At 72.5% G+C, this 24,241-nt stretch carries 21 protein-coding genes; 9 read left to right on the top strand and 12 right to left on the bottom strand.

The genetic code is table 11. The annotated features are described in order from the left end of the window. Window positions 1-15 precede the first annotated feature (15 nt). Window positions 16-1,131 (top strand): lactonase family protein, encoded by a 1,116-nt coding sequence (locus ACH4LD_RS11705; RefSeq protein WP_398054132.1) that lies wholly within the window; start codon window positions 16-18, stop codon window positions 1,129-1,131. On the opposite strand, the gene ACH4LD_RS11700 is transcribed toward ACH4LD_RS11705, so the two are convergent. Both ACH4LD_RS11700 and ACH4LD_RS11695 read right to left on the bottom strand, forming a co-directional pair. Beyond that, window positions 1,099-1,824, bottom strand: a complete 726-nt coding sequence (locus tag ACH4LD_RS11700) for a DUF2470 domain-containing protein (protein WP_398054028.1) — start codon at window positions 1,822-1,824, stop codon at window positions 1,099-1,101. The genes ACH4LD_RS11705 and ACH4LD_RS11700 overlap by 33 nt on opposite strands. A 322-nt stretch (window positions 1,825-2,146) precedes the next feature. Further along, a complete protein-coding gene (locus ACH4LD_RS11695; RefSeq protein ID WP_398054027.1) occupies window positions 2,147-3,094 on the bottom strand; it encodes a zinc-binding alcohol dehydrogenase family protein in 948 nt (315 codons plus the stop codon). A gap of 81 nt (window positions 3,095-3,175) precedes the next feature. Here ACH4LD_RS11695 and ACH4LD_RS11690 point away from each other — a divergent pair, with 81 nt between their 5' ends. After that, window positions 3,176-3,667, top strand: coding sequence for a MarR family winged helix-turn-helix transcriptional regulator (locus tag ACH4LD_RS11690; protein ID WP_398054026.1), 492 nt, complete (start codon window positions 3,176-3,178; stop codon window positions 3,665-3,667). 166 nt (window positions 3,668-3,833) lie between these two features. Here the strand turns inward: ACH4LD_RS11690 and ACH4LD_RS11685 are convergent, their stop codons facing one another. Beyond that, window positions 3,834-4,442 carry a TetR/AcrR family transcriptional regulator gene (locus ACH4LD_RS11685; protein WP_398054025.1) on the bottom strand — a complete coding sequence of 203 codons (609 nt, stop codon included), beginning with the start codon at window positions 4,440-4,442 and terminating at the stop codon, window positions 3,834-3,836. Between the two features lie 121 nt (window positions 4,443-4,563). Here ACH4LD_RS11685 and ACH4LD_RS11680 point away from each other — a divergent pair, with 121 nt between their 5' ends. Continuing rightward, a complete protein-coding gene (locus ACH4LD_RS11680; protein WP_398054024.1) occupies window positions 4,564-6,210 on the top strand; it encodes a cytochrome P450 in 1,647 nt (548 codons plus the stop codon). Here the strand turns inward: ACH4LD_RS11680 and ACH4LD_RS11675 are convergent. From ACH4LD_RS11675 to ACH4LD_RS11635, 9 genes are all read right to left on the bottom strand, one after another. Then, window positions 6,172-7,026 carry a pentapeptide repeat-containing protein gene (locus ACH4LD_RS11675; RefSeq protein ID WP_398054023.1) on the bottom strand — a complete coding sequence of 285 codons (855 nt, stop codon included), beginning with the start codon at window positions 7,024-7,026 and terminating at the stop codon, window positions 6,172-6,174. The two genes, ACH4LD_RS11680 and ACH4LD_RS11675, sit on opposite strands and share 39 nt — an antisense overlap. Window positions 7,027-7,097: 71 nt before the next feature. Next, window positions 7,098-7,841 carry a PIG-L deacetylase family protein gene (locus ACH4LD_RS11670; RefSeq protein ID WP_398054022.1) on the bottom strand — a complete coding sequence of 248 codons (744 nt, stop codon included), beginning with the start codon at window positions 7,839-7,841 and terminating at the stop codon, window positions 7,098-7,100. A 73-nt stretch (window positions 7,842-7,914) separates the two neighbouring features. Next, a complete protein-coding gene (locus ACH4LD_RS11665) occupies window positions 7,915-9,216 on the bottom strand; it encodes an alpha/beta fold hydrolase (RefSeq protein ID WP_398054021.1) in 1,302 nt (433 codons plus the stop codon). 160 nt (window positions 9,217-9,376) lie between these two features. Then, window positions 9,377-10,414: a LacI family DNA-binding transcriptional regulator gene (locus tag ACH4LD_RS11660; RefSeq protein ID WP_132785628.1), complete on the bottom strand. Its 1,038-nt coding sequence runs from the start codon at window positions 10,412-10,414 to the stop codon at window positions 9,377-9,379. Between the two features lie 636 nt (window positions 10,415-11,050). Continuing rightward, window positions 11,051-11,371, bottom strand: coding sequence for an L-rhamnose mutarotase (locus tag ACH4LD_RS11655; RefSeq protein ID WP_132785627.1), 321 nt, complete (start codon window positions 11,369-11,371; stop codon window positions 11,051-11,053). Between the two features lie 16 nt (window positions 11,372-11,387). Beyond that, window positions 11,388-12,467: a rhamnose ABC transporter substrate-binding protein gene (gene rhaS / locus ACH4LD_RS11650; RefSeq protein ID WP_398054020.1), complete on the bottom strand. Its 1,080-nt coding sequence runs from the start codon at window positions 12,465-12,467 to the stop codon at window positions 11,388-11,390. Window positions 12,468-12,589: 122 nt separating this feature from the next. Continuing rightward, complete coding sequence (locus ACH4LD_RS11645; protein WP_398054019.1) at window positions 12,590-13,564, bottom strand: ABC transporter permease; 975 nt, start codon at window positions 13,562-13,564, stop codon at window positions 12,590-12,592. After that, window positions 13,557-14,627 (bottom strand): ABC transporter permease, encoded by a 1,071-nt coding sequence (locus tag ACH4LD_RS11640; protein ID WP_398054018.1) that lies wholly within the window; start codon window positions 14,625-14,627, stop codon window positions 13,557-13,559. The genes ACH4LD_RS11645 and ACH4LD_RS11640 overlap by 8 nt, the downstream gene beginning before the upstream one ends. Next, window positions 14,624-16,141 (bottom strand): sugar ABC transporter ATP-binding protein, encoded by a 1,518-nt coding sequence (locus tag ACH4LD_RS11635; RefSeq protein ID WP_398054017.1) that lies wholly within the window; start codon window positions 16,139-16,141, stop codon window positions 14,624-14,626. Before ACH4LD_RS11635 ends, ACH4LD_RS11640 begins: the two co-directional genes overlap by 4 nt. Before the next feature lie 307 nt (window positions 16,142-16,448). Between ACH4LD_RS11635 and rhaI the strand changes: the two genes are divergently transcribed. From rhaI to ACH4LD_RS11605, 6 genes are all read left to right on the top strand, one after another. Beyond that, entirely contained in the window at window positions 16,449-17,609 is a 1,161-nt protein-coding gene (rhaI, locus tag ACH4LD_RS11630) for an L-rhamnose isomerase (RefSeq protein WP_398054016.1), read from the top strand. 134 nt (window positions 17,610-17,743) lie between these two features. Further along, window positions 17,744-19,783 (top strand): bifunctional aldolase/short-chain dehydrogenase, encoded by a 2,040-nt coding sequence (locus tag ACH4LD_RS11625; RefSeq protein ID WP_398054015.1) that lies wholly within the window; start codon window positions 17,744-17,746, stop codon window positions 19,781-19,783. Next, window positions 19,780-21,243, top strand: coding sequence for a rhamnulokinase family protein (locus ACH4LD_RS11620; RefSeq protein ID WP_398054014.1), 1,464 nt, complete (start codon window positions 19,780-19,782; stop codon window positions 21,241-21,243). The genes ACH4LD_RS11625 and ACH4LD_RS11620 overlap by 4 nt, the downstream gene beginning before the upstream one ends. A gap of 72 nt (window positions 21,244-21,315) precedes the next feature. After that, on the top strand, window positions 21,316-22,071 hold the full coding sequence (locus ACH4LD_RS11615) for a (Fe-S)-binding protein (RefSeq protein ID WP_398054013.1): 756 nt from the start codon (window positions 21,316-21,318) through the stop codon (window positions 22,069-22,071). Then, window positions 22,068-23,546 carry a LutB/LldF family L-lactate oxidation iron-sulfur protein gene (locus ACH4LD_RS11610; RefSeq protein WP_398054012.1) on the top strand — a complete coding sequence of 493 codons (1,479 nt, stop codon included), beginning with the start codon at window positions 22,068-22,070 and terminating at the stop codon, window positions 23,544-23,546. The genes ACH4LD_RS11615 and ACH4LD_RS11610 overlap by 4 nt, the downstream gene beginning before the upstream one ends. After that, entirely contained in the window at window positions 23,543-24,184 is a 642-nt protein-coding gene (locus ACH4LD_RS11605; protein ID WP_398054011.1) for a lactate utilization protein C, read from the top strand. The genes ACH4LD_RS11610 and ACH4LD_RS11605 overlap by 4 nt, the downstream gene beginning before the upstream one ends. Window positions 24,185-24,241 lie beyond the last annotated feature (57 nt).

The raw sequence follows: 24,241 nt of genomic DNA, 5'->3' as shown, positions 1-24,241 counted from the left end.
ACGGCGGCGGTCGTCATGGTGCCGTCCCCGGCGGCCCCACCGACGGACACACCGGCCGGGCAGGACAGGCCGGAGGCGGCCCCGCCGCCCCGGAAGCCGTCGGGTCCGCGCCCGCTGTACGTGGGCACCTACACCTCCGTCGAGGGCGGCGGCACCGGCATCGGCCTGGCCTCGTACGACCCGGAGTCGGGCCGGATCACCGGGTCCGGCACGCTCACCGGGGTGCCCGACCCGTCGTATCTCGCCGTGCACCCGGACGGCCGCACGCTGTACGCGGTGGACGAGCGGGAGAACGGCGGGGTGACGGCCGTGCGCCTAGCGGACCGGCTTGTCCTCGGCACCCGGAGCACCGGCGGCGCGGGCCCGTGCCATCTGTCGGTGCATCCCTCCGGGCGCTGGCTGCTCAGCGCCAACTACGGTTCGGGCAGTGTCGCCGTGCACCCGATCGAAGCCTCCGGCGCGCCGGGCGAGCGCACCGCTCTGGTCACGCACGGCTCTCCGCCGCCCGGTCCCGGTCAACAGGGGCCGCACGCCCACCAGTTCCTGACGAGTCCGGACGGCGGGCACGTCCTCGCCGTGGACCTCGGCACCGACACCGTCTACACCTACCGCCTCGACCGGGTGAAGGGCACGCTCACGGAGGTGGCCCGGGCACGGACCCGGCCCGGCGCGGGGCCGCGCCATCTGGCCTTCCATCCGGGCGGCCGGTACGCCTACCTGGCCAACGAGGTGGACGACACCGTGGCCGTGTGCGCGTACGAGCCGGGAACCGGGCGCCTGACGATCGGCGAGCCGCAGTCGACGGGGTCCGGCGGCGGCACGAACTATCCGGCACAGATCCTGGTGACGGCGAACGGCCGGTACGCGTTCCTCGCCAACCGGGGCCACAACAGCCTCGCGCGGTACGCCGTCGAGGACGGCGGGGCCCGGCTGCGGCTGCTCGGCACCGTACCGGTGGGCGGGGACTTCCCCCGGCAGATCGCGTTCTCGCCCGACGGCCGGCTGCTGTTCGCGGCGAACCAGCGCTCGGGCACGGTCACCGTCTTCCGCGTCGCCGCCGACAGCGGTGAACTCCGCCCGGCCGGTGAGCCGTTCGCTTCACCCGTCGCCGTCTGCGCGCTGCCGTTGTAGTGCCCGGGGGCAGGCGGCCGTACTGGCCTGGGCGAGCAGGGCGTGCACGCGCTCGGTGAGCTGGGTGACGTCGTCCGCGGGCGTGTGGAAGGGCAGTCGTACGTCGCCGTGGGCGCGGGTGCGTTCGATGCGCAGGGTGAGTCCGTGCCGGTCGACGGCGAGCGGCACCACCCGGGTCGCGGCGTGCAGGCTCTCGGGCCGCACCAGGCGGGTGAGCCGCTCGACGGCGTCCGGGTGGGCGTCGGCGAGGTGGGTGAGCAGCCGGGACTCGGCGCCGGCCAGGGGGTCGGGCCGGGCGGCGGTGAACTCGTCCAGGTCGACCACCACGGCCCCGGCGGACCGGCGCAGCACCACGCGGGTGGGCCGGAAGAGAAGGGTGCCCTCGGACGGGGCGAACCAGCCGGACAGGAAGAGCCGGGCGCGGATGCGGTGGCGCACCGGTACGGGCGCCACGTCGGCGAACTCCAGCAGGGCGGAGGGTTCCTGGCGCGGGGCGCACAGCACCGCCCCGAACAGGCCGCTGTCGTCGGGCACCGCCAGCCGTACCGCGCCGTCGTCGGTGACGGTGTGCGCGCCGACGTACTCCTCGCGGACGCCGTCCGCGGTCACCGCGCACGACCACGCGGCGGCCAGCACCGAGCGCGCCCGTTCCGCCGCGCCGGGGGCGGCCGTCCACTCCTGCGTGTCACCCATCCGTGACCTCCTTTAGGTAAGCCTTGCCTAACCTATCGGACATCGGGGCGCACGCCAACCAGGCCACGTCGACGGAGGAGGCGTTCCGGCCGAGCGGGCCGAGCGGTCCGAGCGGGCCCAAGTGGTCGGATCCGGAAGTTCTTCGAGGCTGACGCGATGGGCCTGGCCGTGCGGGGCATCGACAGGCCGGGCAGCGGCCTGGGTCGCTGCCCGGCAGTGATGAGGCGGGCCGGTGGGCTCGGCCTCCGCGTCGGGGCGGTCTCTTCCGCCTGGCGGAGAGCCAGGGGGAACCGCCTCGTGGTCGGCGCTTCCGCGCGTGCCGTCAGGCGATGCGGAGGATGCTCTTGCCGTACGTGGTGCCCTCGGCGAGCCGCTGTACGGCGGTGGCCAGGTCTGCCAGGTCGTGTTCGGCGGTGATGTCCACGCGCACTGTGCCGTCTGCGGCGAGACCGAGTGCGCGGCGGGCGCTGTCGGCGAGGCGTTCCGGGTGGGTCCGGCCGAGCAGGTCGCTGTTGTAAGTGATCAGCGACTTGCCCTGCGTGAGCAGGGCGTTGGTGTCGGCCAGGACGGGTTCGTAGGTACTGAGGTTGCCGTACACCGCGAGGCGGCCGTGCGGCGCGAGCTGCTCCAGGCCGGTGCGGCGGGTCGAGCCGCCGACCGGGTCGAGGATCACGTCGAAGCGTTCGTCGTCGAGCTTGGCCGGGAACTCTTCGCGGAGCACGACCTGGTCGTAGCCGAACCGGGCGGCGTAGTCGGCCCTGGCCGCGCCACCGACGACGCCGACGACCCGGCCGGCGCCCGCGTGCCGGGCGAACTGGGCGGCGAGCGTACCGACCGAGCCGGCCGCGGCGTGGATCAACACGCCGTCGCCGGGGCGCACTTGAGCCGCGGTGTGGATCAGGTCGTAGGCGGTCGGCGCGGCCCAGCCAAGACCCGCGGCTGTCCGCAGCGGCAGGTCGCCGACGTCCAGACTGAGCACGGCGGGAGCCACGACCACCTCGGCGCAGGCGCCCGCCGTTGTCAGCGCGGCGACGGGCGAACCGATGCGGTGGGCGGGTACGCCCTCGCCGACCGCGGTGATGTGCCCGGACGCCTCGAAGCCGGGGACGAAGGGGCGCGGGAAGGGGAGGTGGCCGTCCCGGACCATGACGTCCCCCCACTGGATCCCGGCGTAGGCGACCTGGATCGCCACCTCCCCGGGGCCGGGGGCGGGCTCGTCGAGTTCGGCGACCTGGTAGTGGTCCTCGGCGTCGAGAACGACAGCTTTCATGGTCACAGCCCCCTGTGTTGAGTCAGAATCCTTATAATCGAGAGTCGAGACGCTACGTGTATAAGGTTCCTGAGTCAACCCATGAACCTGTCAGTTGAGTGGGAGTGCATGGTGGAAGCCCCGGTCGAGGAGTCCCTCTGTACGCGGATCAGGCGGTCCGAGCAGGCCCTGATGGCGCACCATGAGGCAGTGCTGCGCGGCTACGGCCTGACCATGACGCAGTACACCGTGTTGCTGGCCCTCTCCCGTGAGGGCGGCATGTCCGGGGCGCAGCTGGCCCGCTCCTGCGGGGTGACTCAGCAGAGCATGAGCAGCGTTCTCACCAACATGGAGGCCAAGGGACTCATCCGCCGCGAGGCATCCCCGGTGCACGCCAAAGTGCAGATCGCCACCCTGACCGCCGAGGGGCAGGCGGTCCTCGACCGCGCCTACCAGGAGGTGATCGTCCTTGAGCGCGCACTGACCGACGCGTTCACGCCCTCCGAGCACGCCGCACTCTGCGAACTCCTGGAACGAGCCACTGCCGTCCTGATCCAGCAGACGCGCCAGGCGACAGCCCCGCCCCCCGCCTGAGTTCTCGACCGCCGGACACGCCGCACGGGATACGGCGGCGGCCCACCCCGCCCGCTTCACTCCCGTGCCGGTCGCCGAGGCCAAGGCGCCGGCCTGTCAGCGTCCCGCCGAGACCGGCGTGCCGCTGTCGCACGGTCGACCCCCGAAGGACGTCCGGATCCGACCGCTAAGTGAGGACGCCCAGCAGAGCGCGGGCGCACAGGTCGCGCACCTGCTCGCGACTCGACTCGCCCTCCCCGCGCAGCCATTCGAGACAGACGGCGGTGGTGAAGGCGAGCCAGCCGCGCACCGCCAGGCGCACCTGCGGGGCGGTCTCGACGGCGGGACCGAACTCGGGGTCGGCGGCGAGCGCGGCCAGGATCTGCTCCTCCTGGGCGGCCAGCGCCCGCTGGTAGACCCGGCGCACGGCCTGGTCGCCGGCCGCGTCGGCGCGGTGGAAGGCGCGGAAGCCGTGGGCGTGCGCCTGGACGTAGCCGAGGTAGGTGTCGAGGCCGGCGGCGAGCTGCTCGCGCACCGGGACCCCGGGCTCGGCCGCCGTCATGCGCAGCATGCGCGCGCTCTCCCGCTCCACGACGGCGGCGAAGAAGTCCCGCTTGGTCGGGAAGTAGTGGTACAGCAGCCCTCGCGAGACCCCGGCGATCTCGGCGACCTGCTCGATCCACACGTCGTCGTAGGGGCTCTCCGAGAACAGCCTCGCGCCGACCGACAGCAGTTGTTCACGGCGTTCCTCGGTGCTGAGTCTGCGCCGGGCGCGCTCCCCCTGGTTCGCGGGCATGGCGTCACTTTACTTGACGCGGATTCAACAAGGGCACCACACTGGGACGCGCTATTGAACCCACGTACAACACGCGCGCGTCACTGCGTCAACCATCCGCTGGATCAAGGGAGATCGCGTCATGGCGGCGACGACGGAGACCATGGAGACCGGGCTGCCGAAGGGCTTCCGGAGCGCCGAGCGGGGCTGGCCCGAGCTGCGCCGCATCCCCCGTCCGCCGCACCGGCTGCCGCTGCTCGGCGATGTCCTCGGCGCCGACCGGCACCGGCCGTTGCAGGACTCGATGCGCTACGCGCGCGAGCTCGGGCCGATCTTCCGCCGCCGGGCGTTCGGCAAGGAGTTCGTGTTCGTGTGGGGGGCGCGGCTGGTCGCCGACCTCGCCGACGAGTCCCGGTTCGCCAAGCACGTCGGACTCGGCGTCGCCAATCTGCGGCCCGTGGCCGGTGACGGTCTGTTCACCGCCTACAACCACGAGCCCAACTGGCAGTTGGCGCACGACGTCCTGGCGCCCGGGTTCAGCCGGGAGGCCATGGAGGGCTACCACGGGATGATGCTGTCGGTGGCCGGCCGGCTCACCGACCACTGGGACCGGCAGCTGGCGGCCGGGCGCACGGTGGACGTCCCCGGCGACATGACCCGGCTGACCCTGGAGACGATCGCGCGGACCGGTTTCGGGCACGACTTCGGCTCCTTCGAGCGGGACCGGCCGCACCCCTTCGTCACGGCGATGGTCGGCACGCTGACCTACGCGCAGCGGCTGAACAGCGTGCCCGGCCCGCTGGCCCCGCTGCTGCTGCGCGCCGCGGCCCGGCGCAACGCGGCCGACATCGCCCACCTCAACCGCACGGTCGACGCCCTGGTCGCCGCCCGGCGCCGGTCCGGCGGCGGCGAGGGGGACCTGCTGGACCGCATGCTGGCGACGGCGCACCCGGAGACCGGGGAGAAGCTGTCGTCGGAGAACGTCCGCAAGCAGGTGATCACGTTCCTGGTCGCTGGCCACGAGACCACCTCGGGCGCGCTCTCCTTCGCCCTCCACTACCTCGCCCGGCACCCGGAGATCGCCGCCCGGGCGCGCGCCGAGGTCGAACAGGTCTGGGGCGACACCCCGCGGCCCGGCTACGACCAGGTCGCCAAGCTGCGCCAGGTCCGCCGGGTGCTGGACGAGTCGCTGCGGCTGTGGCCGACCGCGCCCGCCTTCGCCCGCGAGGCCCGGCGGGACACCGTCCTCGCCGGGGACCATCCGATGCGCCGGGGCGCGTGGGCCCTGGTGCTGACGCCGATGCTGCACCGCGAGCCGGAGGTGTGGGGCGAGGACGCCGAACGGTTCGACCCCGACCGCTTCACCCCGGCGGCCGTCCGCGCCCGGCCACCGCACACGTTCAAGCCGTTCGGCACCGGCGCACGGGCCTGCATCGGCCGCCAGTTCGCCCTCCACGAGGCGACCCTGGTCCTCGGCCTGCTGCTGCGCCGCTACGACCTGGCCGCCGACCCGGGCTACCGGCTGAGCGTCGCCGAACGCCTGACCCTGATGCCGGAGGGGCTGCGGCTGCGGCTGGAACGCCGGCCGGCCCTCAAGGGGGCCGGTGAGAGGCGCCCTGAAGGGGCGCGGGGCGGGGTCCGACACGCGGCTGACGCCGCGTGGGCGCGACCGGTCACGGCGAACCCGCAGACGGCGGACGACACCTCACCGCACACGCACGACGCGGCCACGGCGGCACAGCGCCCGGCTTCACCCGCTCGCTGTCCAGTGCACCGGGCGACTGACTGACGCCGGCAGCCGAGTGCCCGCGCTGCCGCGCGCGGCGTTCAGCTGCGGCTGGGTCAGGAAGATGGCACCGGTCAGGTCCGCATCGGTCAGGTCGGCATCGCGCAGGTCGGCACCGATCAGATCCGCGCCCCGCAGGTCGGCACCGGTGAGGTCGGCGGCGATGAGACAGGCACCGCGCAGGCTCACCCCGCGCAGGTCGGCGCCCCTGAGGCGGGCGCCCATGAGGTCCGCGCCCCTGCGGTCCCTGCCCCGGCCCTTGCCCTTCCCTCTGCCCTTGCCGCCGACGCCGGCCCGGGCCAGCTCGCTGGTGCGCAGCAGGAGCACGTTGACCTCCTGCCGGTGCGCGGCCACGTCCAGCGCGGCCAGTTCCTCGGCAGTCCGCCTGGTCAGCCGCTCGGTCTTCTCCAGCGCCCGGCGCAGCTCGGGGTGGACGGGCCGGGCGGCGGGCAGGCCCAGCGCCTCGGTCAGGTACCACAGCAGCTCGTGCAGCTGCCGTACGACCGGGAAGACGTCGAACATCCGCCGCGCGTGCTCCTGGGACCCGGTACGCCAGTCCTGCCCGCCGAAGGTGACCTGCGAGACCTTCTGGCCGGCGCCGAAGCAGTCGTAGACCGTGCAGCCGGTGAAGCCCTTCTGGCGCAGGTCGGCGTGGATGCCGCAGCGGTGGTCGCCCCGGAGGTTCGGGCAGGGCTTGCCCGCGGGCTTGTCCAGCGCGAAGTCGGCGGAGCGGGCGAAGGGCAGGGCGACACAGCACAGCCCGAAGCACCGGGCGCAGTCGGCGCGCAGGTCGGAGGGGTCGGCTATCTGATCCGGCATGGGGTCCAGCCTACTGACCTGCGAGCTTGCCCCCGCACCGCCCGCCCCCACGGCGGCGGCCCGTGGCGCCGCTAGCGGGCGAACAGCTCGAAGGCGACCGCCGGTGTGCCGCCGAAGCGCTCGCCGGTGGCCGTGGTGGTCTCGGTCAGGAAGTCGCGGACGTAGACTTCGGGGTCCTGGTCGGTCAACGCCTCGATGTAGGTGCGGTGTTCGAGCAGTGAGCGCACCGCGCGGTCCAGGCCCGGCCTGGCGTCGACGGCGTGGGTGGGGCTGCTGGAACCGGCGACCGCCACCCAGCGGACGCCGTTCCAGGGCTGGAGGCCCTGCTCGGCGAGTTCGGGGAAGATCCAGCGGTTGCCCGCGTCGGCGGCGGCGTCCAGGGTGGCTCGGCCGACGGCGACGTGGTCGGGGGTGTTCCAGGCGACACCGCCCCAGGTGTCGCGGTGGTTGAGCGTGACGACGAGTTCGGGGCGGTGGCGGCGGATCGCGGCGGCGATGTCGCGGCGCAGCGCGCTGCCGTACTCGATCACGCCGTCCCGGTGGCCGAGGAACTCCACGGTGCCGACGCCGACGACGGCCGCACTGGCCCGCTGCTCACGCTCGCGCAGCGGGCCGCAGGTGGCCGGGTCCAGGGTGTCGATGCCCGCCTCGCCGCGGGTGGCCAGCACATAGGCGACCTCACGGCCGGCGTCGGTCCAGGCGGCGACCGCCGCGGAACACCCGTACTCCAGGTCGTCCGGGTGGGCCACCACGGCGAGGGCGCGCTGCCAGTCGTCGGGCAGGGGCTGGAGCTGGGTGATCTTCGGCTCGCTCATGGGCGGCACCCTATGCCGCCCGGCCCCGTGCGCAACGTCCTTCACGGCGCCCCTGGCCGCGGTATCGCTCATGTCACACCTCGTCGCGCACCAGCGCCAGCAGCCGGTCCAGCACGCGGGGCGCGCCCGTGCGCAGGCCGTCGTGCTCGTACTCGTTGGTGACCCAGGGGCGCAGGCCGCGGATCGCGCCGGCCGTCTGAAGGGAGTGGCCGGCGTCGACGTACATGTCGTCGTGGTAGACGGCCGCGGCGACCGGGACCTCGTTGACGGCGAGCCGCGCGGGGTCGTAGAGGGGCCGCCAGTCGGTGCGGGCGGCGAGCAGGTCGGCCGTCTCGCGCAGCGGGCGCAGGGCCGGGTCGGCGTCGAACATCCAGGGGTGGACGGTCTCGCCGGTGAACAGCACCGGGCCGTCACCGGTGAGTGTCTTCGCCGCGTCGAACTGCGGGAACTCGGCGCGGACGCGCTCGGCCGACCAGGCGGTGGGGCGCGCGTCCTGGCCGTAGATCGACTCGTGGACGACGGCGTAGAGCGGGTGGGAGGCGTACGACAGGAGGGACTGGGCCTGCTCCTGGAAGGCGTCGGACAGCTCCAGGCCGGCCGGGGTCACCGCGAAGGCGTCCTCCAGGAGGTGGTGCAGCCGGTGGCTGCCGTCGCTCGTGCCGAGCATCTGGCCCAGGGACTGGAAGGCCTCCACGGTGAAGCGGTAGCCGTTCGGCAGCACCACGTCGTGAGTGAGGAGGTGGTCGGCGATCCGGCGGGCCCGCTCCACGTCCCGCGGGTAGCGGTCGTAGTGCGCGGCGACCTTGCGCTCGATGCGCGGGTAGGCGGCCCGGTAGACGTCGTCGGCGTGGGCGTGCAGGGAGGGCAGGCCGCCGGTGATGATCGCGGTGGCGATGCCCTCGGGGGCGAGGGAGAGGTACGACACCGTGCAGAAGCCGCCGAAGCTCTGGCCGAGCACGGTCCACGGGGCGCCGCCGGTGATCTGGGGGCGGATGGCCTCGCAGTCGCGGACGATGGAGTCGGCGCGGAAGTGGGTGAGGTGGTCGGCCTGGGCGGCGGGGCCGCCGCGCAGCGGCAGCGTCTGCCGGGTGGCGGGCGTGGAGCGGCCGGTGCCGCGCTGGTCGAGGAGCAGGACGCGGTACTCCTCCAGGGCCCGGTCGAGCCAGGCCTGACGTCCGACGAAACGATTCGCCCCGAAGCCGGGGCCGCCTTGCAGGTACACCAGCCAGGGCAGGTCCTGCCCGGCCTTGTCGCTCGCCACCGCCTCGCGGGCGTACAGCTCGATGGCCTCGCCGCCGGGGTCGGCGTGGTCGAGGGGCACGGTGAAGTGGTGGTCGGTGAGCACGACGCCGGGCTGGCGGTAGCTGAGGCTCAACGGGTCTCCTGGGACGGACGGGCTGGACGTCTCCCAGTTGAGCACATGAGCCGGCGTGCACCGAGCCCCGGGATCATGGATTGTTACTGAACTTCCGGTCAGCGCCTGCGATCACCGCCCCGGTCGGCGCGCGGCCCGGGGCGGGGGGCACACGCGCGGCTCAGCGTGCGGCGAGGCTGGACCGGCGCACCACCAGCTCCGGCTGGAGCACCACCCGTCGGTGCTCGTGCGTCCGTTTCCCCTTGCCGTCCCCCTCGTCCTGCTCGGTCTCCTCCAGCAGCAGTTCGGCGGCGAGCGCACCCATCGTGACGGCGGGCTGGCGCACCGAGGTGAGGGGTACGGCGGCCGCGGCGGCGAACTCGATGTCGTCGTAGCCGACGATCGCCAGGTCGTCCGGGACCGTGACGCCCGCCGCGTACATCGCCTGGAGCACGCCGAGGGCGAGCAGGTCGTTGGCGCAGAACACGGCGGTGGGCCGGTCGGCGAGGCCGAGCAGCCGGGCGCCCGCGTCCCGGCCGGCGGCCACGTCGAGCCGCTCGGTGGGCAGTTCGCGCAGCGCCTCGGGGCCGAGCCCGGCCTCGGCGAGGGCGTTCAGCGCGCCGGTGCGCCGGTCGCGGACCTGGTTCAGCCCGGGCGGCCCGCTGACGTAGGCGATCGAGCGGTGTCCGGCGTCCACCAGGTGCCGGACCGCCAGCGCGCCGCCCGCGACGTCGTCCACGGAGACCGAGCACTCGGTGGCGCCCTCGGCGACCCGGTCGACCAGCACGAACGGGATGCCGTGCCGGCGGAAGGCCGCGATGTTGCGGCCGGTGGCGTCGGCAGGGGTCAGCAGCACGCCGCGCACCCGCTGTTCGGCGAAGAGCGACAGGTACTCGGCCTCCTCGGCCGCGTCCTGCGCGCTGTTGCACACCATCACGCCGAGCCCGGCGTCCCGGGCCGCGCGCTCGGCGCCGCGCGCGACGTCCACGAAGAAGGGGTTGCCCATGTCGAGCACGAGCAGCCCCATGATCCGGCTGCGCCCCGCCCGCAGCTGGCGCGCCGACTCGCTGCGGACGTAGCCGAGCCGGTCGATCGCGGACAGCACCCGGGCACGGGTCTCGCCTGCGACCGTGTCCGGGCGGTTGATGACGTTGGACACCGTGCCCACCGACACTCCGGCGGCGCGGGCGACATCCTTGATACCCACCGACTGGGCCATCGGGCTTCGGACCTCCAGGGAACGGGGATGCGGCGGGACGACCTTCACATTACCGTCACGCCGGCAGGGCGAAGTCGGCCGCGCGCAGCGCCGAGGGCGCCGCGCCGGCGGACTTCTCCCGGTACGGGAAAGACAGGGACGTTGTCCGCCCTGATCCGGGTCTCGTCGACCACCATCTCGCCGGAGGCGTTCAGCCCGCCGCCGTCGAGGAGGAGCCTCCCGGCCGGGTACCCGGAGGCCCGAGAGGCCGCGGCGATCCGGCCGACCGGGAGCACGGCGTAGGCGTTGTCGTCCCGGTCGGGGACGAGCTCGGTGCGGCGACTGGAGCGGAGCGGGACGGGACAGGCATCTCGGTCTTCCGCCGGCCACCGCAGGCAGTCTCGCACAGACGGAAGGCGCGTCCGTGGGCGATCCGGTCGGCGACATGGTCCGTGGTGCGCCGCCCGGAACGTGGTCCGCTCCCCCGGCGCGGTGGCTGAGCCGGAGCCGGCCCTCGGGCGTGGCGAGGAACTGCCGTTCTCCTGGGACGGGTTGGTGTCGACCAGGCCGTCGTAGGAGACGAAGTGGACGGCGTGGGCGTCCAGTCGTGTGACGCCCTGCCGGGTGACGCAGGGTCTCATGCGCGCGGCTCCCGCGTCAGTCGAGGTGGAGCACTTCGGTGAGCGGTCGCATGGCCTCGTCGGGCCGGGCACCGTCCAGGGACTCGAAGAACGGTGCCATCTCCTTCTGCCAGCGCGCGTTGACGTCGGTGGCCGCCATACCGGCCTGGGCCGCGGCGAAGTCCTCGGTCTCCAGGTAGCCGACGAGCAGGCCGTCCTCGCGCAGGAACAGCGAGTAGTTGTGCCAGCCGGTCGCCTTCAGGGCGTCGAGCATCTCCGGCCAGACGGCCGCGTGCCGCGCACGGTACTCGTCGAGGCGGTCCGCCCTGACCTTCAGCAGGAAGCACACGCGCTGCATCAGCAGCCCCCGTCCGTCAGAAGTTGAACTGGTCGATGTTCTTGGCGTCGAACACGGTCGGCTTGCCCAGGTTGATCACACCGTCCTTGCCGACGGTGTACGTCGTGGCGCCGGCCTTGAAGGTCTCGCCCTCCTTGCCGGTGATCTGCCCCGAGGCCAGCGCGACCGCGGTCCGGGCGGCCAGGTCGCCGAGCTCGGCCGGGTCCCACAGCTCGAAGGCGTCGACGGTGCCGTTCTTCACGTACTTGCGCATGTCGTTGGGGGTGCCGAGCCCGGTCAGCTTGACCTTGCCCTTGTACTTGGAGCCCGACAGGTACTGGGCCGCCGCCTTGATGCCGACGGTGGTCGGGGAGATGATCCCCTTCAGGTTCGGGTGCTCCTGGAGCAGGCCCTGGGTCTGCTGGAAGGACTGCTGGGCGTCGTCGTTGCCGTACGCGATCTTGACGAGCTTGATGTCCTTGTACTTGGGGTCCTTCAGCTCGTCCTTCATGTAGCCGATCCAGGTGTTCTGGTTGGTCGCGGTCTGCGCGGCCGACAGGATCGCGATCTCGCCCTTGTACCCGATCTGCTTCGCGAGCAGCTGCACCTCGGTACGGCCCAGGTCCTCGGCGCCGGCCTGCGAGACGAAGGCGTTGCGGCAGCCCGGGCTGGTGTCGGAGTCGTAGGTGACGACCTTGATGCCGTTGCTCATGGCCTGCTTCAGCGCCGTGCACAGCGCCCCCGGGTCCTGCGCGGACACCGCCATGGCGTTCACCCGCTGCTGCGTGAGCGTGTTGACGTAACTCACCTGCCCGGCGGTGTCGGTGGCGCTGCTGGGCCCCACCTCCTTGTACTTCGACCCGAGCTCGGCGAGCGCCTTCTCGCCGCCCTTGTCGGCGGTGGTGAAGTAGGGGTTGTTGACCTGCTTGGGCAGGAAGCCGACGGTCAGACCCTTCTTGGTGACGGCGTTCGGGTCGGCCTTGCCGGCGGAGGCGGCGGCGGCGTTGTCGTCCTTCACGTCCTTCTTGGTGGTGCCACCGCAGGCGGTGAGCGCGAGGGCGAGGGAGGTGCCGGCGGCGAGGGCGGCGCAGGTGCGGCGGAGGGTCGGCTTGAGCATCGAATGGGCCCCTTGTCGAGAGGAGTGGGTGGTGCGCCCTCAACGGGCGCGGGGTTGTACTGATGTGCGGCTCCGCCGCGGGGGTGCGACCGGCCGCGGACGGCCCGCGGCCGGCGGACGGGCTAGCCGGTGGAGCCGGCCGCCCGCGCGAGAGAGATCTGCCGCGCGACCCGGGGGCCCAGCACGGACACCACGAGCAGCACACCGGTGACGACGATCTGCGACTGGGCCGAGACGTTCAGCAGGCTCATCACGTTCTGCAACGCACCGAGCAGGAAGACGCCGGCGATGGCACCGCCGATCGTGCCCCTGCCCCCGTCGAAGTCGATCCCGCCCAGCAACACGGCGGCGACGACGGACAGTTCGAGCCCGGTGGCGTTGTCGTACCGGGCGCTGGCGTAGTGCAGCGCCCAGAAGACACCGGTCAGTGCCGACATGGCCCCCGTGGCGACGAACAGCAGGAGCTTGGTCCGCTTCACCCGGATCCCCGCGAACCGCGCCGCCTCCTCCCCCGCTCCGATGGCGAAGAGGGACCGGCCGAACGGCGTGGCGTGCAGCAGTACCACGGCGATGGCGAGCAGCACGAGGAACGGCAGGAAGGCCTGCGGCAGGAAGGAGCCGCCGATGCGGCCGGCGGCGAAGTCCAGGTACTGCGAGGGGAAATCGGTCACGGCGTCGGAGCCGAGCACGATCTGCGCGATACCCCGGTAGGCGGCCAGCGTGCCGATGGTGACCGCCAGCGACGGCAGCCCGAGCCGGGTCACCAGCAGGCCGTTGACCAGCCCGCACGCCACCCCGAGCAGCAGGCACAGCGGGATGATCGTCTCGATGGCCATGCCCTCGTTCCACAGCTTGCCCATCACCGCGCCGGACAGCCCGGCGGTGGACGCGACGGACAGGTCGATCTCGCCGGCGACGACCAGCAGGGTCATCGGCAGGGCGATCAGTGCGATCGGGAGCGTGTTGCCGATGAGGAACGACAGGTTGAGTGCGTTGCCGAAGCCGTCGACGAAGCCGAACGACAGCAGCAACAGGACGATGAGCAGCGCGCCGACGACCGTGTCCCAGCGGACCGCGCGGGTGAGCGACTCAGGCACCGGCCTTCTCCTTCGCCATGGCGGACCTCCTGGGGGCCGACTTCTTCTTCAGGGCGGCGGCCACGCGCAGCGCGACGATCCGGTCGACGGCGATGGCGAGCAGCAGCAGGACGCCGTTGATGGCGAGCACCCACACGGAGCTGACGCCGAGCGCGGGGAGCACACTGTTGATCGAGGTGAGCAGCAGGGCGCCGAGGGCGGCGCCGTAGACGCTGCCGGAGCCGCCGGTGAAGGCGATGCCGCCGACCACCACGGCGCTGACGACGGTGAGTTCGTAGCCGTTGCCGGTGCCGGAGTCGACGTTCCCGAACCGGGCCAGGTACATCGCGCCGGCGAGTCCGGCGAGCCCTCCGCAGAACGTGTACGCGGCCAGGATGCGCTTGCGGACCGGGATGCCGGCCAGCCGGGCCGCCTCCGGATTGGAGCCGAGGGCGTACAGCTCGCGCCCGCTGCCGTAGTGCTTGAGGTAGTGGCCGGTGGCCACGAGCACCACCAGCGCGATCACCGCGAGCCAGGGGATCGCCGAGATTCCGCCGGAGCCGAAGTCGACGAAGCCGCCGGGCAGGTCGGCCGCGGTGATCTGGCGGGAGCCGACCCAGATGGAGTCGACGCCCCGGATGACGTACAGGGTGCCGAGCGTGACGACGAGGGCGGGGACCTGGCCGAGGCTCACGAGGAGGCCGTTGAGCAGCCCGAGGCCGATGCCCAGCAGGACGGCGAGCAGGATCGCGACGACCGCGTTCCCGCCGCCCTGGAGATAGGTTCCGGCGGCGAAGGCGCTGATGCCGAGCGTGGAGCCGACGGACAGGTCGACGTTGCGGCTGAGGACGACCAGCGACTGGCCGGTGGCGACCAGCACCAGGATCGTCGCGTTGAGGAGCAGGTCCTTGATGCCCTGCTCGGACAGGAACTCGCTGTTGCCGGCCTGGGTGACGGCGATCATCACCAGGAAGACGGCCAGGATGGCGAGTTCGCGCATCTTGAAGACCCGGTCGACCAGCCGGGTGCCGCTGGAGCGGGGCGCCCCGGCGACGGGGGTCTCGTCGGTGGTGGTGACCGTCATGCGGCGGCCCTCCCGGTGGCTGCGGCCATCACGGTCTCCTCGGTGGCGTCGGCGCGGGCTATCTCGGCGGTGATCCGGCCCTCGTGCATCACCAGGACCCGGTCGGCCATGCCGAGGATCTCGGGCAGGTCGGAGGAGATCATCAGGACGGCGACCCCGTCGGCGGCCAGTTCGCCGAGCAGCCGGTGCACCTCGGCCTTGGTGCCGACGTCGATGCCCCGGGTCGGCTCGTCCACGATGAGCACCTGGGGGCCGGTGGCGAGCCACTTGGCGAGGACGACCTTCTGCTGGTTGCCGCCGGACAGGGTGGAGACGGCATCGGCGATCCGGGAGTACTTCACCTGGAGCTTCACGGCCCAGTCCAGGGACCGGCTGCGTTCGGCGGTCCGGTTCATCAGCCCGGCCCGGGCGGTCGTGCGGAGTCCGGTCAGGCCGATGTTCCGTTCGATGGACATGTCCATCACCAGGCCCTGGGCCCGCCGGTCCTCCGGCACGAGGGCCAGTCCGGCCGCCATCGCGGCGGACGGGGCGCCGTTCGTGAGCCGGCGCCCGCCGACCTCGACCTCGCCCGCGTCCCAGCGGTCGATACCGAACACGGCCCGGGCGACCTCGGTGCGGCCGGCCCCCACCAGCCCGGTGAGGCCGACGATCTCACCGCGCCGGACCTCGAAGGAGACGTCGGTGAAGACGCCCTCGCGGGTCAGCCGCCGCACGCTGAGCGCGACGTCGCCGGCCCGGACCTGCTGCTTCGGGTACAGCTCGGCCAGGTCGCGGCCGACCATGCGGCGGACCAGGTCGTCCTCGGTCATCCCGGCGAGCGGCTCACTGGCGATCCAGGCGCCGTCCCGCAGCGTGGTGACCTTCTGGCAGATCTCGAAGATCTCCTCCAGCCGGTGGGAGATGAACAGCACGGCCGCGCCCTGTTCGCGCAGGGTGCGCACGACACCGAAGAGACGGGCGACCTCGCTGCCGGTGAGCGCGGCGGTCGGCTCGTCCATGATCAGGACCCGGGCGTCGAAGGACAGCGCCTTGGCGATCTCCACGATCTGCTGGTCGGCGATGGACAGGCCGCGGGCCGGCCGGTCGGGGTCGAGGTCGACGCCGAGCCGCCGCATCAGGGCCGCCGTGGCGGCGTGGGTGGCCTTGTGGTCGATCCGGCCGAGGGCGCGGCGGGGCCGGCGGCCCATGAAGATGTTCTCGGCGATCGACAGGTCGGGGAAGAGCGTGGGTTCCTGGTAGATCACGGCGATGCCGGCGTCGCGGGCGTCGCCGGGCCCGTGGAAGACGACGGGCTCGCCGTCGAGCAGCACCTGACCGGTGTCCGGCCGGTGCACTCCGGCGAGGGTCTTGATCAACGTCGACTTGCCCGCGCCGTTCTCTCCGGCGAGGGCGTGCACCTCGCCGGGCAGCAGCTCAAGGGAGACGTCCCTCAGGGCGCGTACGGCGCCGAAGGACTTCGAGACGCCCTTCAGTGCCAGCACCGGGGCCGGTCCCGTGTCAGGCGGGTGGGTCATGGGGGCTCCTCGACGACACCGGCGGAGGGGCCGCGAGGCCGCCACGGTGTCGTGAAAGGTTTCAAATGGATTGCCGGGACCGTAGGCACCACAGTCATGTCACGTCAATGGGTCCGTGTCGAAAAATTTTCGATAGCCAAAGGTCACGGCGGAGTCACGGAAGGTGGGGTTCGCCGGAGTTCTTGACACCCCTCCGGGCGGCACCTAGCTTGCCGTTCTGAATCGTTTCACATTCGGCGTTCGCATGCTCAGTCGTTCCGCCCTACATCCGCTCAGTCGTTCCGCCCGACACCACAGGAGCCCCCAAGTGACCGACCTCGCCGCAGTGAAGGCCGCGCTCAAGACCCAGGCCGTCGAGACGCCGTCGTGGGCGTACGGGAACTCGGGCACCCGGTTCAAGGTGTTCGCCCAGGCCGGTGTGCCGCGCTCGCCCTGGGAGAAGCTGGAGGACGCGGCCCAGGTGCACGCCTTCACCGGGGTCGCGCCGACGGTCGCCCTGCACATCCCGTGGGACACCGTGGAGGACTACGCGGCGCTCGCGAAGTTCGCCGAGGAGCGGGGGGTGCGGCTGGGCGCGATCAACTCCAACACCTTCCAGGACGACGACTACAAGCTGGGCAGCATCTGCCACCCGGACGCGGCGGTGCGGCGCAAGGCCGTCGACCACCTGCTGCGGTGCGTCGACATCATGGACGCCACCGGGTCACGGGACCTGAAGCTGTGGTTCGCCGACGGGACGAACTACCCAGGGCAGGACGACATCCGCGCCCGGCAGGACCGGCTGGCCGAGGGGCTGACCGAGGTGTACGCGCGACTGGGGGACGGGCAGCGGATGCTGCTGGAGTACAAGTTCTTCGAGCCGGCGTTCTACACGACCGACGTGCCGGACTGGGGCACCGCCTACGCGCACTGCCTGAAGCTCGGCGACAAGGCCCAGGTGGTCGTCGACACCGGGCACCACGCGCCGGGGACCAACATCGAGTTCATCGTGGCGACGCTGCTGCGGGAGGGGAAGCTCGGCGGGTTCGACTTCAACTCGCGCTTCTACGCCGATGACGACCTGATGGTCGGAGCGGCCGACCCCTTCCAGCTCTTCCGGATCATGTACGAGGTGATCCGCGGCGGGGGGTTCACCTCCGACGTCGCCTTCATGCTCGACCAGTGCCACAACATCGAGGCGAAGATCCCGGCGATCATCCGGTCGGTCATGAACGTGCAGGAGGCCACCGCGAAGGCGCTGCTGGTCGATCGGGCGGCGCTGGCCGAGGCGCAGGCCTCGGGGGACGTGCTGGGGGCCAATGCCGTGCTGATGGACGCGTACAACACGGATGTGCGGGGGCTCCTCGGCGAGGTCCGTGAGGAGCTGGGGCTGGATGCCGATCCGATGGGTGCGTACGCCCGGTCCGGGTGGGCCGAGAAGATCGTCGCCGAGCGGGTGGGCGGGGAGCAGGCCGGTTGGGGGGCGTGAAGTGTCCGCCTCTTGAACGCCGTTGCGGGGTGCGGGCCCGTTGTGGTTTCTCGCGCCCACGCGGCGGAGCCGCATATCGACACGGCCCCGCGCCCCTGTCTGTCCATCCCTCGTCTGAAAAGGAACCCATGCTCATGACCACCCATCCCGAAGTCGACGCCCTTCTCGATCGCTCCCACCGCCTCGGCTCCGACCCCCGCAACACCAACTACGCCGGCGGGAACGCGTCCGCGAAGGGCACCGCCGCCGATCCCGTCACCGGGGGTGACGTGGAGCTGATGTGGGTGAAGGGGTCCGGGGGTGACCTCGGCACGCTCACCGAACCGGGGCTGGCCTTGCTGCGGCTGGACCGGCTGCGGGCCCTCGTGGACGTGTACCCCGGTGTGGAACGCGAGGACGAGATGGTCGGCGCGTTCGACTACTGTCTGCACGGCAAGGGCGGGGCCGCGCCCTCCATCGACACCGCCATGCACGGGCTGGTGGACGCGCCGCACGTGGACCATCTGCACCCGGACTCGGGGATCGCGCTCGCGTGTGCGGCCGACGGGGAGAAGCTGACCGCCGAGTGCTTCGGGGACAGCGTGGTGTGGGTGCCGTGGCGGCGGCCCGGGTTCCAGCTCGGGCTGGACATCGCCGCGATCAAGGAGGCCAACCCGCAGGCCATCGGGTGCGTCCTCGGCGGGCACGGGATCACCGCGTGGGGATCGACGTCCGAGGAGTGCGAGCGGAACTCGCTGCACATCATCCGGACCGCCGAGGCGTTCCTCGCCGAGCGGGGGAAGGCGGAGCCGTTCGGACCGGTCGTCGAGGGGTACGAGGCCCTGCCCGAGGCCGAGCGGAGGGAGCGGGCCGCCGCGCTCGCGCCGTACGTGCGGGGTCTGGCGTCGCAGGACCGGCCGCAGGTCGGGCACTTCACCGACTCCGAGGTCGTGCTCGACTTCCTCGCCCGCGCCGAGCACCCCCGGCTGGCCGCTCTCGGCACCTCCTGCCCGGACCACTTCCTGCGCACCAAGGTCCGGCCGCTCGTGCTGGACCTGCCGCCGGCCGCGCCGCTGGAGGACGCCGTCGCGCGGCTGCGGGAGCTGCACGCCGCCTACCGCGAGGAGTACGCCGCCTACTACCGGCGGCACGCCCTGCCCGACTCCCCCGCCATGCGCGGCGCCGACCCGGCCGTCGTGCTCGTCCCGGGTGTCGGCATGTTCAGCTTCGGCAAGGACAAGCAGACCGCCCGGGTGGCGGGCGAGTTCTACGTCAACGCCATCAACGTCATGCGCGGGGCCGAGGCGGTGTCGTCGTACGCGCCGATCGAGGAAGCCGAGAAGTTCCGGATCGAGTACTGGGCGCTGGAGGAGGCCAAGCTCCAGCGGATGCCGAAGCCCAAGCCGCTCGCCACGCGCGTCGCGCTCGTCACGGGGGCCGGCAGCGGGATCGGGAAGGCCATCGCGCACCGGCTCGCGGCGGAGGGGGCGTGTGTCGTCGTCGCCGATCTGAACGGCGAGAACGCCGTGGCCGTCGCCGAGGAACTGGGCGGGCCGGACAAGGCCGTGGCCGTCACCGTGGACGTCACCGACGAGGAGCAGATCGCCGCCGCGTTCAAGGCGGCCGTCCTCGCCTTCGGCGGGGTCGACCTCGTCGTCAACAACGCCGGGATCTCCATCTCCAAGCCGCTGCTGGAGACGTCGGTCAAGGACTGGGACCTCCAGCACGACATCATGGCCCGCGGGTCCTTCCTCGTATCGCGGGAAGCGGCGCGGGTGATGACCGTGCAGGGGCTGGGTGGTGACATCGTCTACATCGCTTCCAAGAACGCCGTGTTCGCCGGGCCGAACAACATCGCCTACTCCGCCACCAAGGCGGACCAGACCCACCAGGTACGGCTGCTGGCCGCCGAGCTGGGTGAGCACGGGATCCGGGTGAACGGGGTCAACCCGGACGGTGTGGTGCGCGGGTCCGGGATCTTCGCCGGGGGCTGGGGGGCGCAGCGGGCCGCGGTGTACGGGGTGCCGGAGGAGAAGCTGGGCGAGTTCTACGCGCAGCGGACCATCCTGAAGCGGGAGGTGCTGCCCGAGCACGTGGCGAACGCCGTGTTCGCGCTCACGGGCGGGGACCTCACCCACACCACCGGGCTGCACATCCCGGTCGACGCGGGTGTGGCGGCCGCGTTCCTGCGATGAGCGCGGGCGTGAAGTCGTACGCCGCGGTCGATCTCGGCGCCTCCAGCGGGCGCGTGATGGTGGGACGGGTGAGTCCGGACTCGGTGGAGCTGAGCGAGGCGCACCGGTTCCCCAACCGGCCGGTGCGCGTCCCCGAGGGGCTGCGCTGGGACATCCTGGCGCTCTACGGCGGTGTCCTCGACGGGCTGCGGGCGGCCGGTGCCCACTGCGGTGGACGGCTCGCCTCCGTGGGCATCGACAGCTGGGCCGTCGACTACGGCCTGCTGGACGCCGACGGGGCCCTGCTCGGCAACCCGGTGCACTACCGCGACGCCAGGACCGAGGGCGTCGCGGAGAAGGTGTGGGCGACCCTGCCGGCGGCGGAGCTGTACGCGGCGACCGGCATCCAGTACGCGCCGTTCAACACCCTCTACCAGCTCACGGCCGCCCGGGACTCGGAGCAGTTCACCCATGCCAGGCGGCTGCTGCTGATCCCGGACCTGCTGGCGTACTGGCTCACCGGCGAGCAGGGCACCGAGCTGACCAACGCCTCCACCACCCAGCTCGTCGATCCCCGGACCCGGGACTGGTCGTACGAGGTCGCCGAGCGGCTGGGGATCGACCTCGGTCTGTTCGCGCCGCTGCGACAGCCCGGCGATCCGGCCGGGGCGCTGCGGCCGGAGGTGCTGGCGGAGACCGGCCTCACCGGTCCGGTGCCGGTGACGGCCGTCGGCTCGCACGACACCGCGTCGGCGGTGGCGGCCGTCCCGGCGACCGGGGAACGCTTCGCCTACATCTGCACCGGCACCTGGTCCCTGGCCGGCCTGGAACTGTCCGCTCCGGTGCTCACCGAGGAGAGCCGGGCCGCGAACTTCACCAATGAGCTGGGGCTCGACGGCACCGTCCGCTATCTGCGCAACATCATGGGGCTGTGGCTGCTCCAGGAGTGCGTACGGGCCTGGGGCGAGCCGGATCTCGGGGCGCTGCTGCGGGAGGCGGCCACCGTGCCGGCGCTGCGCTCCGTGGTGGACGCCGGGGACGCGGCGTTCCTGGCGCCGGGGCGGATGCCGGAGCGGATCGCCGAGGCGTGCCGCGCGTCGGGGCAGCCGGTGCCGAGGACCCGGGCGGAGATCACCCGCTGCATCCTCGACTCGCTGGCCCTCGCCCACCGACGGGCCGTGCTGGACGCGCAGCGGCTGGCCGATCATCCGGTGGACGTGGTGTACCTGGTCGGCGGCGGCACCCGCAACGCGCTGCTGTGCCAGCTCACGGCCGACGCCTGCGGGCTGCCGGTGGTGGCCGGCGCCACCGAGGCGGCGGCCCTCGGCAACGTCCTCGTGCAGGCCCGAGCGGACGGGCTCGTCGGCGATCTCGTCGCCCAGCGCGGGCTGCTCACCCGCACCCAGCCGCTCACCCGGTACACGCCCCGCGGCGACACCGGCCCGTGGCGGGCGGCCCAGGCCCGGCTCGCCCAACGGTGAGCCGCGGTCTCCCCTCGGCGCCGCCCGCCGATTACTCTGCACTCGTCCGATGACCGACACCGAGGAGCCGCGATGCGTGTCGCCCTGTTCCTGACCTGTGTCAACGACACGCTGTATCCGGAAACCGGCCGGGCCGTGGTGAAGCTGCTGACCAGACTGGGTGTCGAGGTCGACTTCCCGATGGCGCAGACCTGCTGCGGGCAGGCCCACTACAACACCGGCTACCGACATGAGGCCGAGCCGCTGGCCCGGCATTTCTCCGATGTCTTCGGGGAGTACGAGGCGATCGTGACCCCGTCCGGGTCCTGTGGGGCTATGGTGCGGGAGCTGTATCCCCGCATGGGCGAGCGGGCCCGAGCCGAGGGGCGCGGGGACACCCTGGCGCGGACGCTGGCGCCGGTGGTGCCGAAGACGTACGAGCTGACGGAGTTCCTGGTCGACGTGCTCGGGGTGACCGACGTCGGCGCCTACTACCCGCACACGGTGACCTACCACCCGACCTGCCACGGGCTGCGCGGACTCGGGCTCGGCGACCGGCCGCGCCGGCTGCTCCAGGCCGTCAAGGGGCTGGAGCTGGTCGAGCTGCCCGGCGCGGAGGAGTGCTGCGGGTTCGGCGGCACGTTCGCGCTGAAGAACGCCGAGGTGTCGGCGGCCATGGGCGCCGACAAGGTGCGCAACGCGGAGTCGACGGGCGCGGAGGTGCTCTGCGCGGCCGACAACTCGTGCCTGATGCACCTCGGTGGCACGATGAGCCGGCTGCGCACGGGCATGCGGCCGGTGCACATCGCGGAGATCCTGGCGAGCACGGAGGAGGAACCGGCCGTATGACCGGAACGTATCTCGGCATGCCGGCCTTCCCGAAGGCCGCGCACGACGCCGTCCACAACCCCGTCCTGCGGGGCAACCTGCGCCACGCCACCCACACCATCCGGGCCAAACGGGCCAGGGCGGTGGGCGAGTTGTCCGACTGGGCGGCGCTGCGCGAGGCGGGCAGCCGGATCAAGGACCACACCCTGCGCCACCTCGACCGCTACCTCGTCCAGTTGGAGGAGTCCGTCACCGCGGCCGGCGGTACGGTCCACTGGGCGGCGGACGCCGAGGAGGCCAACCGGATCGTCGCCCGGCTGGTCAAGGAGACCGGCGAGTCGGAGGTCGTGAAGGTCAAGTCGATGGCCACGCAGGAGATCGGCCTCAACGAAGCCCTGGAGGCCGAGGGCATCCGCGCCTACGAGACCGATCTCGCCGAGTTGATCGTGCAGCTGGGCAAGGACCGCCCCTCGCACATCCTGGTCCCGGCCATCCACCGCAACCGGGGCGAGATCCGGGACATCTTCCGCACGGAGATGGGCGAGTGGGGCCGCCCGGCACCGGAGGGCCTGACGGACACGCCGGCCGAACTCGCCGAGGCCGCCCGGCTGCACCTGCGGGAGAAGTTCCTGCGCGCCAAGGTCGGCGTCTCCGGCGCCAACTTCATGGTCGCCGAGACCGGCACGCTGGTCGTCGTGGAGTCCGAGGGCAACGGCCGGATGTGCCTGACCCTGCCGGAGACGCTGATCTCGGTCGTCGGCATCGAGAAGGTGGTGCCCACCTGGCGCGATCTGGAGGTCTTCCTGCAGACCCTCCCCCGCTCCTCCACCGCCGAGCGCATGAACCCGTACACCAGCATGTGGACGGGAACGACGGACGGCGACGGTCCGAGCACCTTCCACCTGGTCCTGCTCGACAACGGCCGCACCGACACCCTCGCCGACCGGGTCGGCCGCCAGGCGCTGCGCTGCATCCGCTGCTCCGCCTGCCTGAACGTGTGCCCGGTGTACGAGCGGGCGGGCGGGCACGCGTACGGCTCGGTCTACCCCGGGCCCATCGGCGCCATCCTCAGCCCCCAGCTGAGGGGCACGGCCGGCGAGATCGACGCCTCGCTGCCGTACGCGTCGAGCCTGTGCGGGGCCTGCTACGAGGTGTGCCCGGTCGCCATCGACATCCCCGAGGTACTGGTGCACCTGCGGGAGCGGGTGGTCGAGGGCGGTCCGGCGGTGCGGCAGGGCAACACGGTGGTGCTCCAGCCGGCGAAGGGGCACGCGGCCGAACGGGCGGCGATGCGGGCGGCGCGCTGGGCCTTCACCCACCCGGGCGCCCTGCGCACCGGCCAGCGGCTGGCCTCCCGCACCCGCCGGCTGCACCCCCGTACGCTGCCGGGCCCCGGCCGGGCGTGGAGCGGCACCCGGGACCTGCCGGCCGTGCCGCCCGAACCGTTCCGGGACTGGTGGCAGCGCACGCGCGGCGGGAAGGACGGTGCGAAGTGAGCAGCAGGGAGCGGATCCTGGGCCGGGTGCGGCGCGCGCTCGCGGACGTGCCCGCGGACGAGGGACCGTACGAGGAGGCCGTGCCCCGGGACTACCTGCGCGAGCACGGGCGGCGGACCACCGGGGAGACGGTGGAGCTGCTGGCGGAGAACCTGGTGGACTACCGGGCGATCGTGCACCGCTGCGACGCGGAGGAGTTGCCGCTGCTCGTCATGCGGCTGCTGGCCGAGCGCGGCTCACAGGAGGTGCTGGTCCCGCCGGGGCTGCCGCCGGAGTGGATGTCCGCCGCCGATCCCGTGCGGATCCACGACCGGGTGGCGGACACCGCCCGGCGGCTGGACCGGGTGGACAGTGTGGTGACGGGGTGTGCCGTGGCCATCGCCGAGACCGGCACGATCGTGCTGGACGGCTCGCCCGACCAGGGACGGCGCCGCATCTCCCTCGTCCCGGACCACCACATCTGTGTCGTCCGCGTCCCGGACCAGGTCGTCTCCTCCGTCCCCCAGGCCCTCGAACGCCTCGACCCCACCCGCCCGTTGACCTGGATCTCCGGCCCGTCGGCCACCAGCGACATCGAACTGGACCGGGTGGAGGGTGTCCACGGCCCGCGCACCCTGGAGGTGATCCTGCTCGGCTGACCGTACTGCCCGGGCGTCCGCCGGTCGGGGCACGACGGAATGAGGCGGACGGCGTCC

Origin of the sequence: Streptomyces sp. NPDC017676 (assembly GCF_044329325.1) — a bacterium.
Lineage (GTDB): Bacteria > Actinomycetota > Actinomycetes > Streptomycetales > Streptomycetaceae > Streptomyces.
The sequence above is the reverse complement of the archived record's forward strand: the minus strand, read 5'-3'. Positions and strand labels throughout refer to the sequence as shown.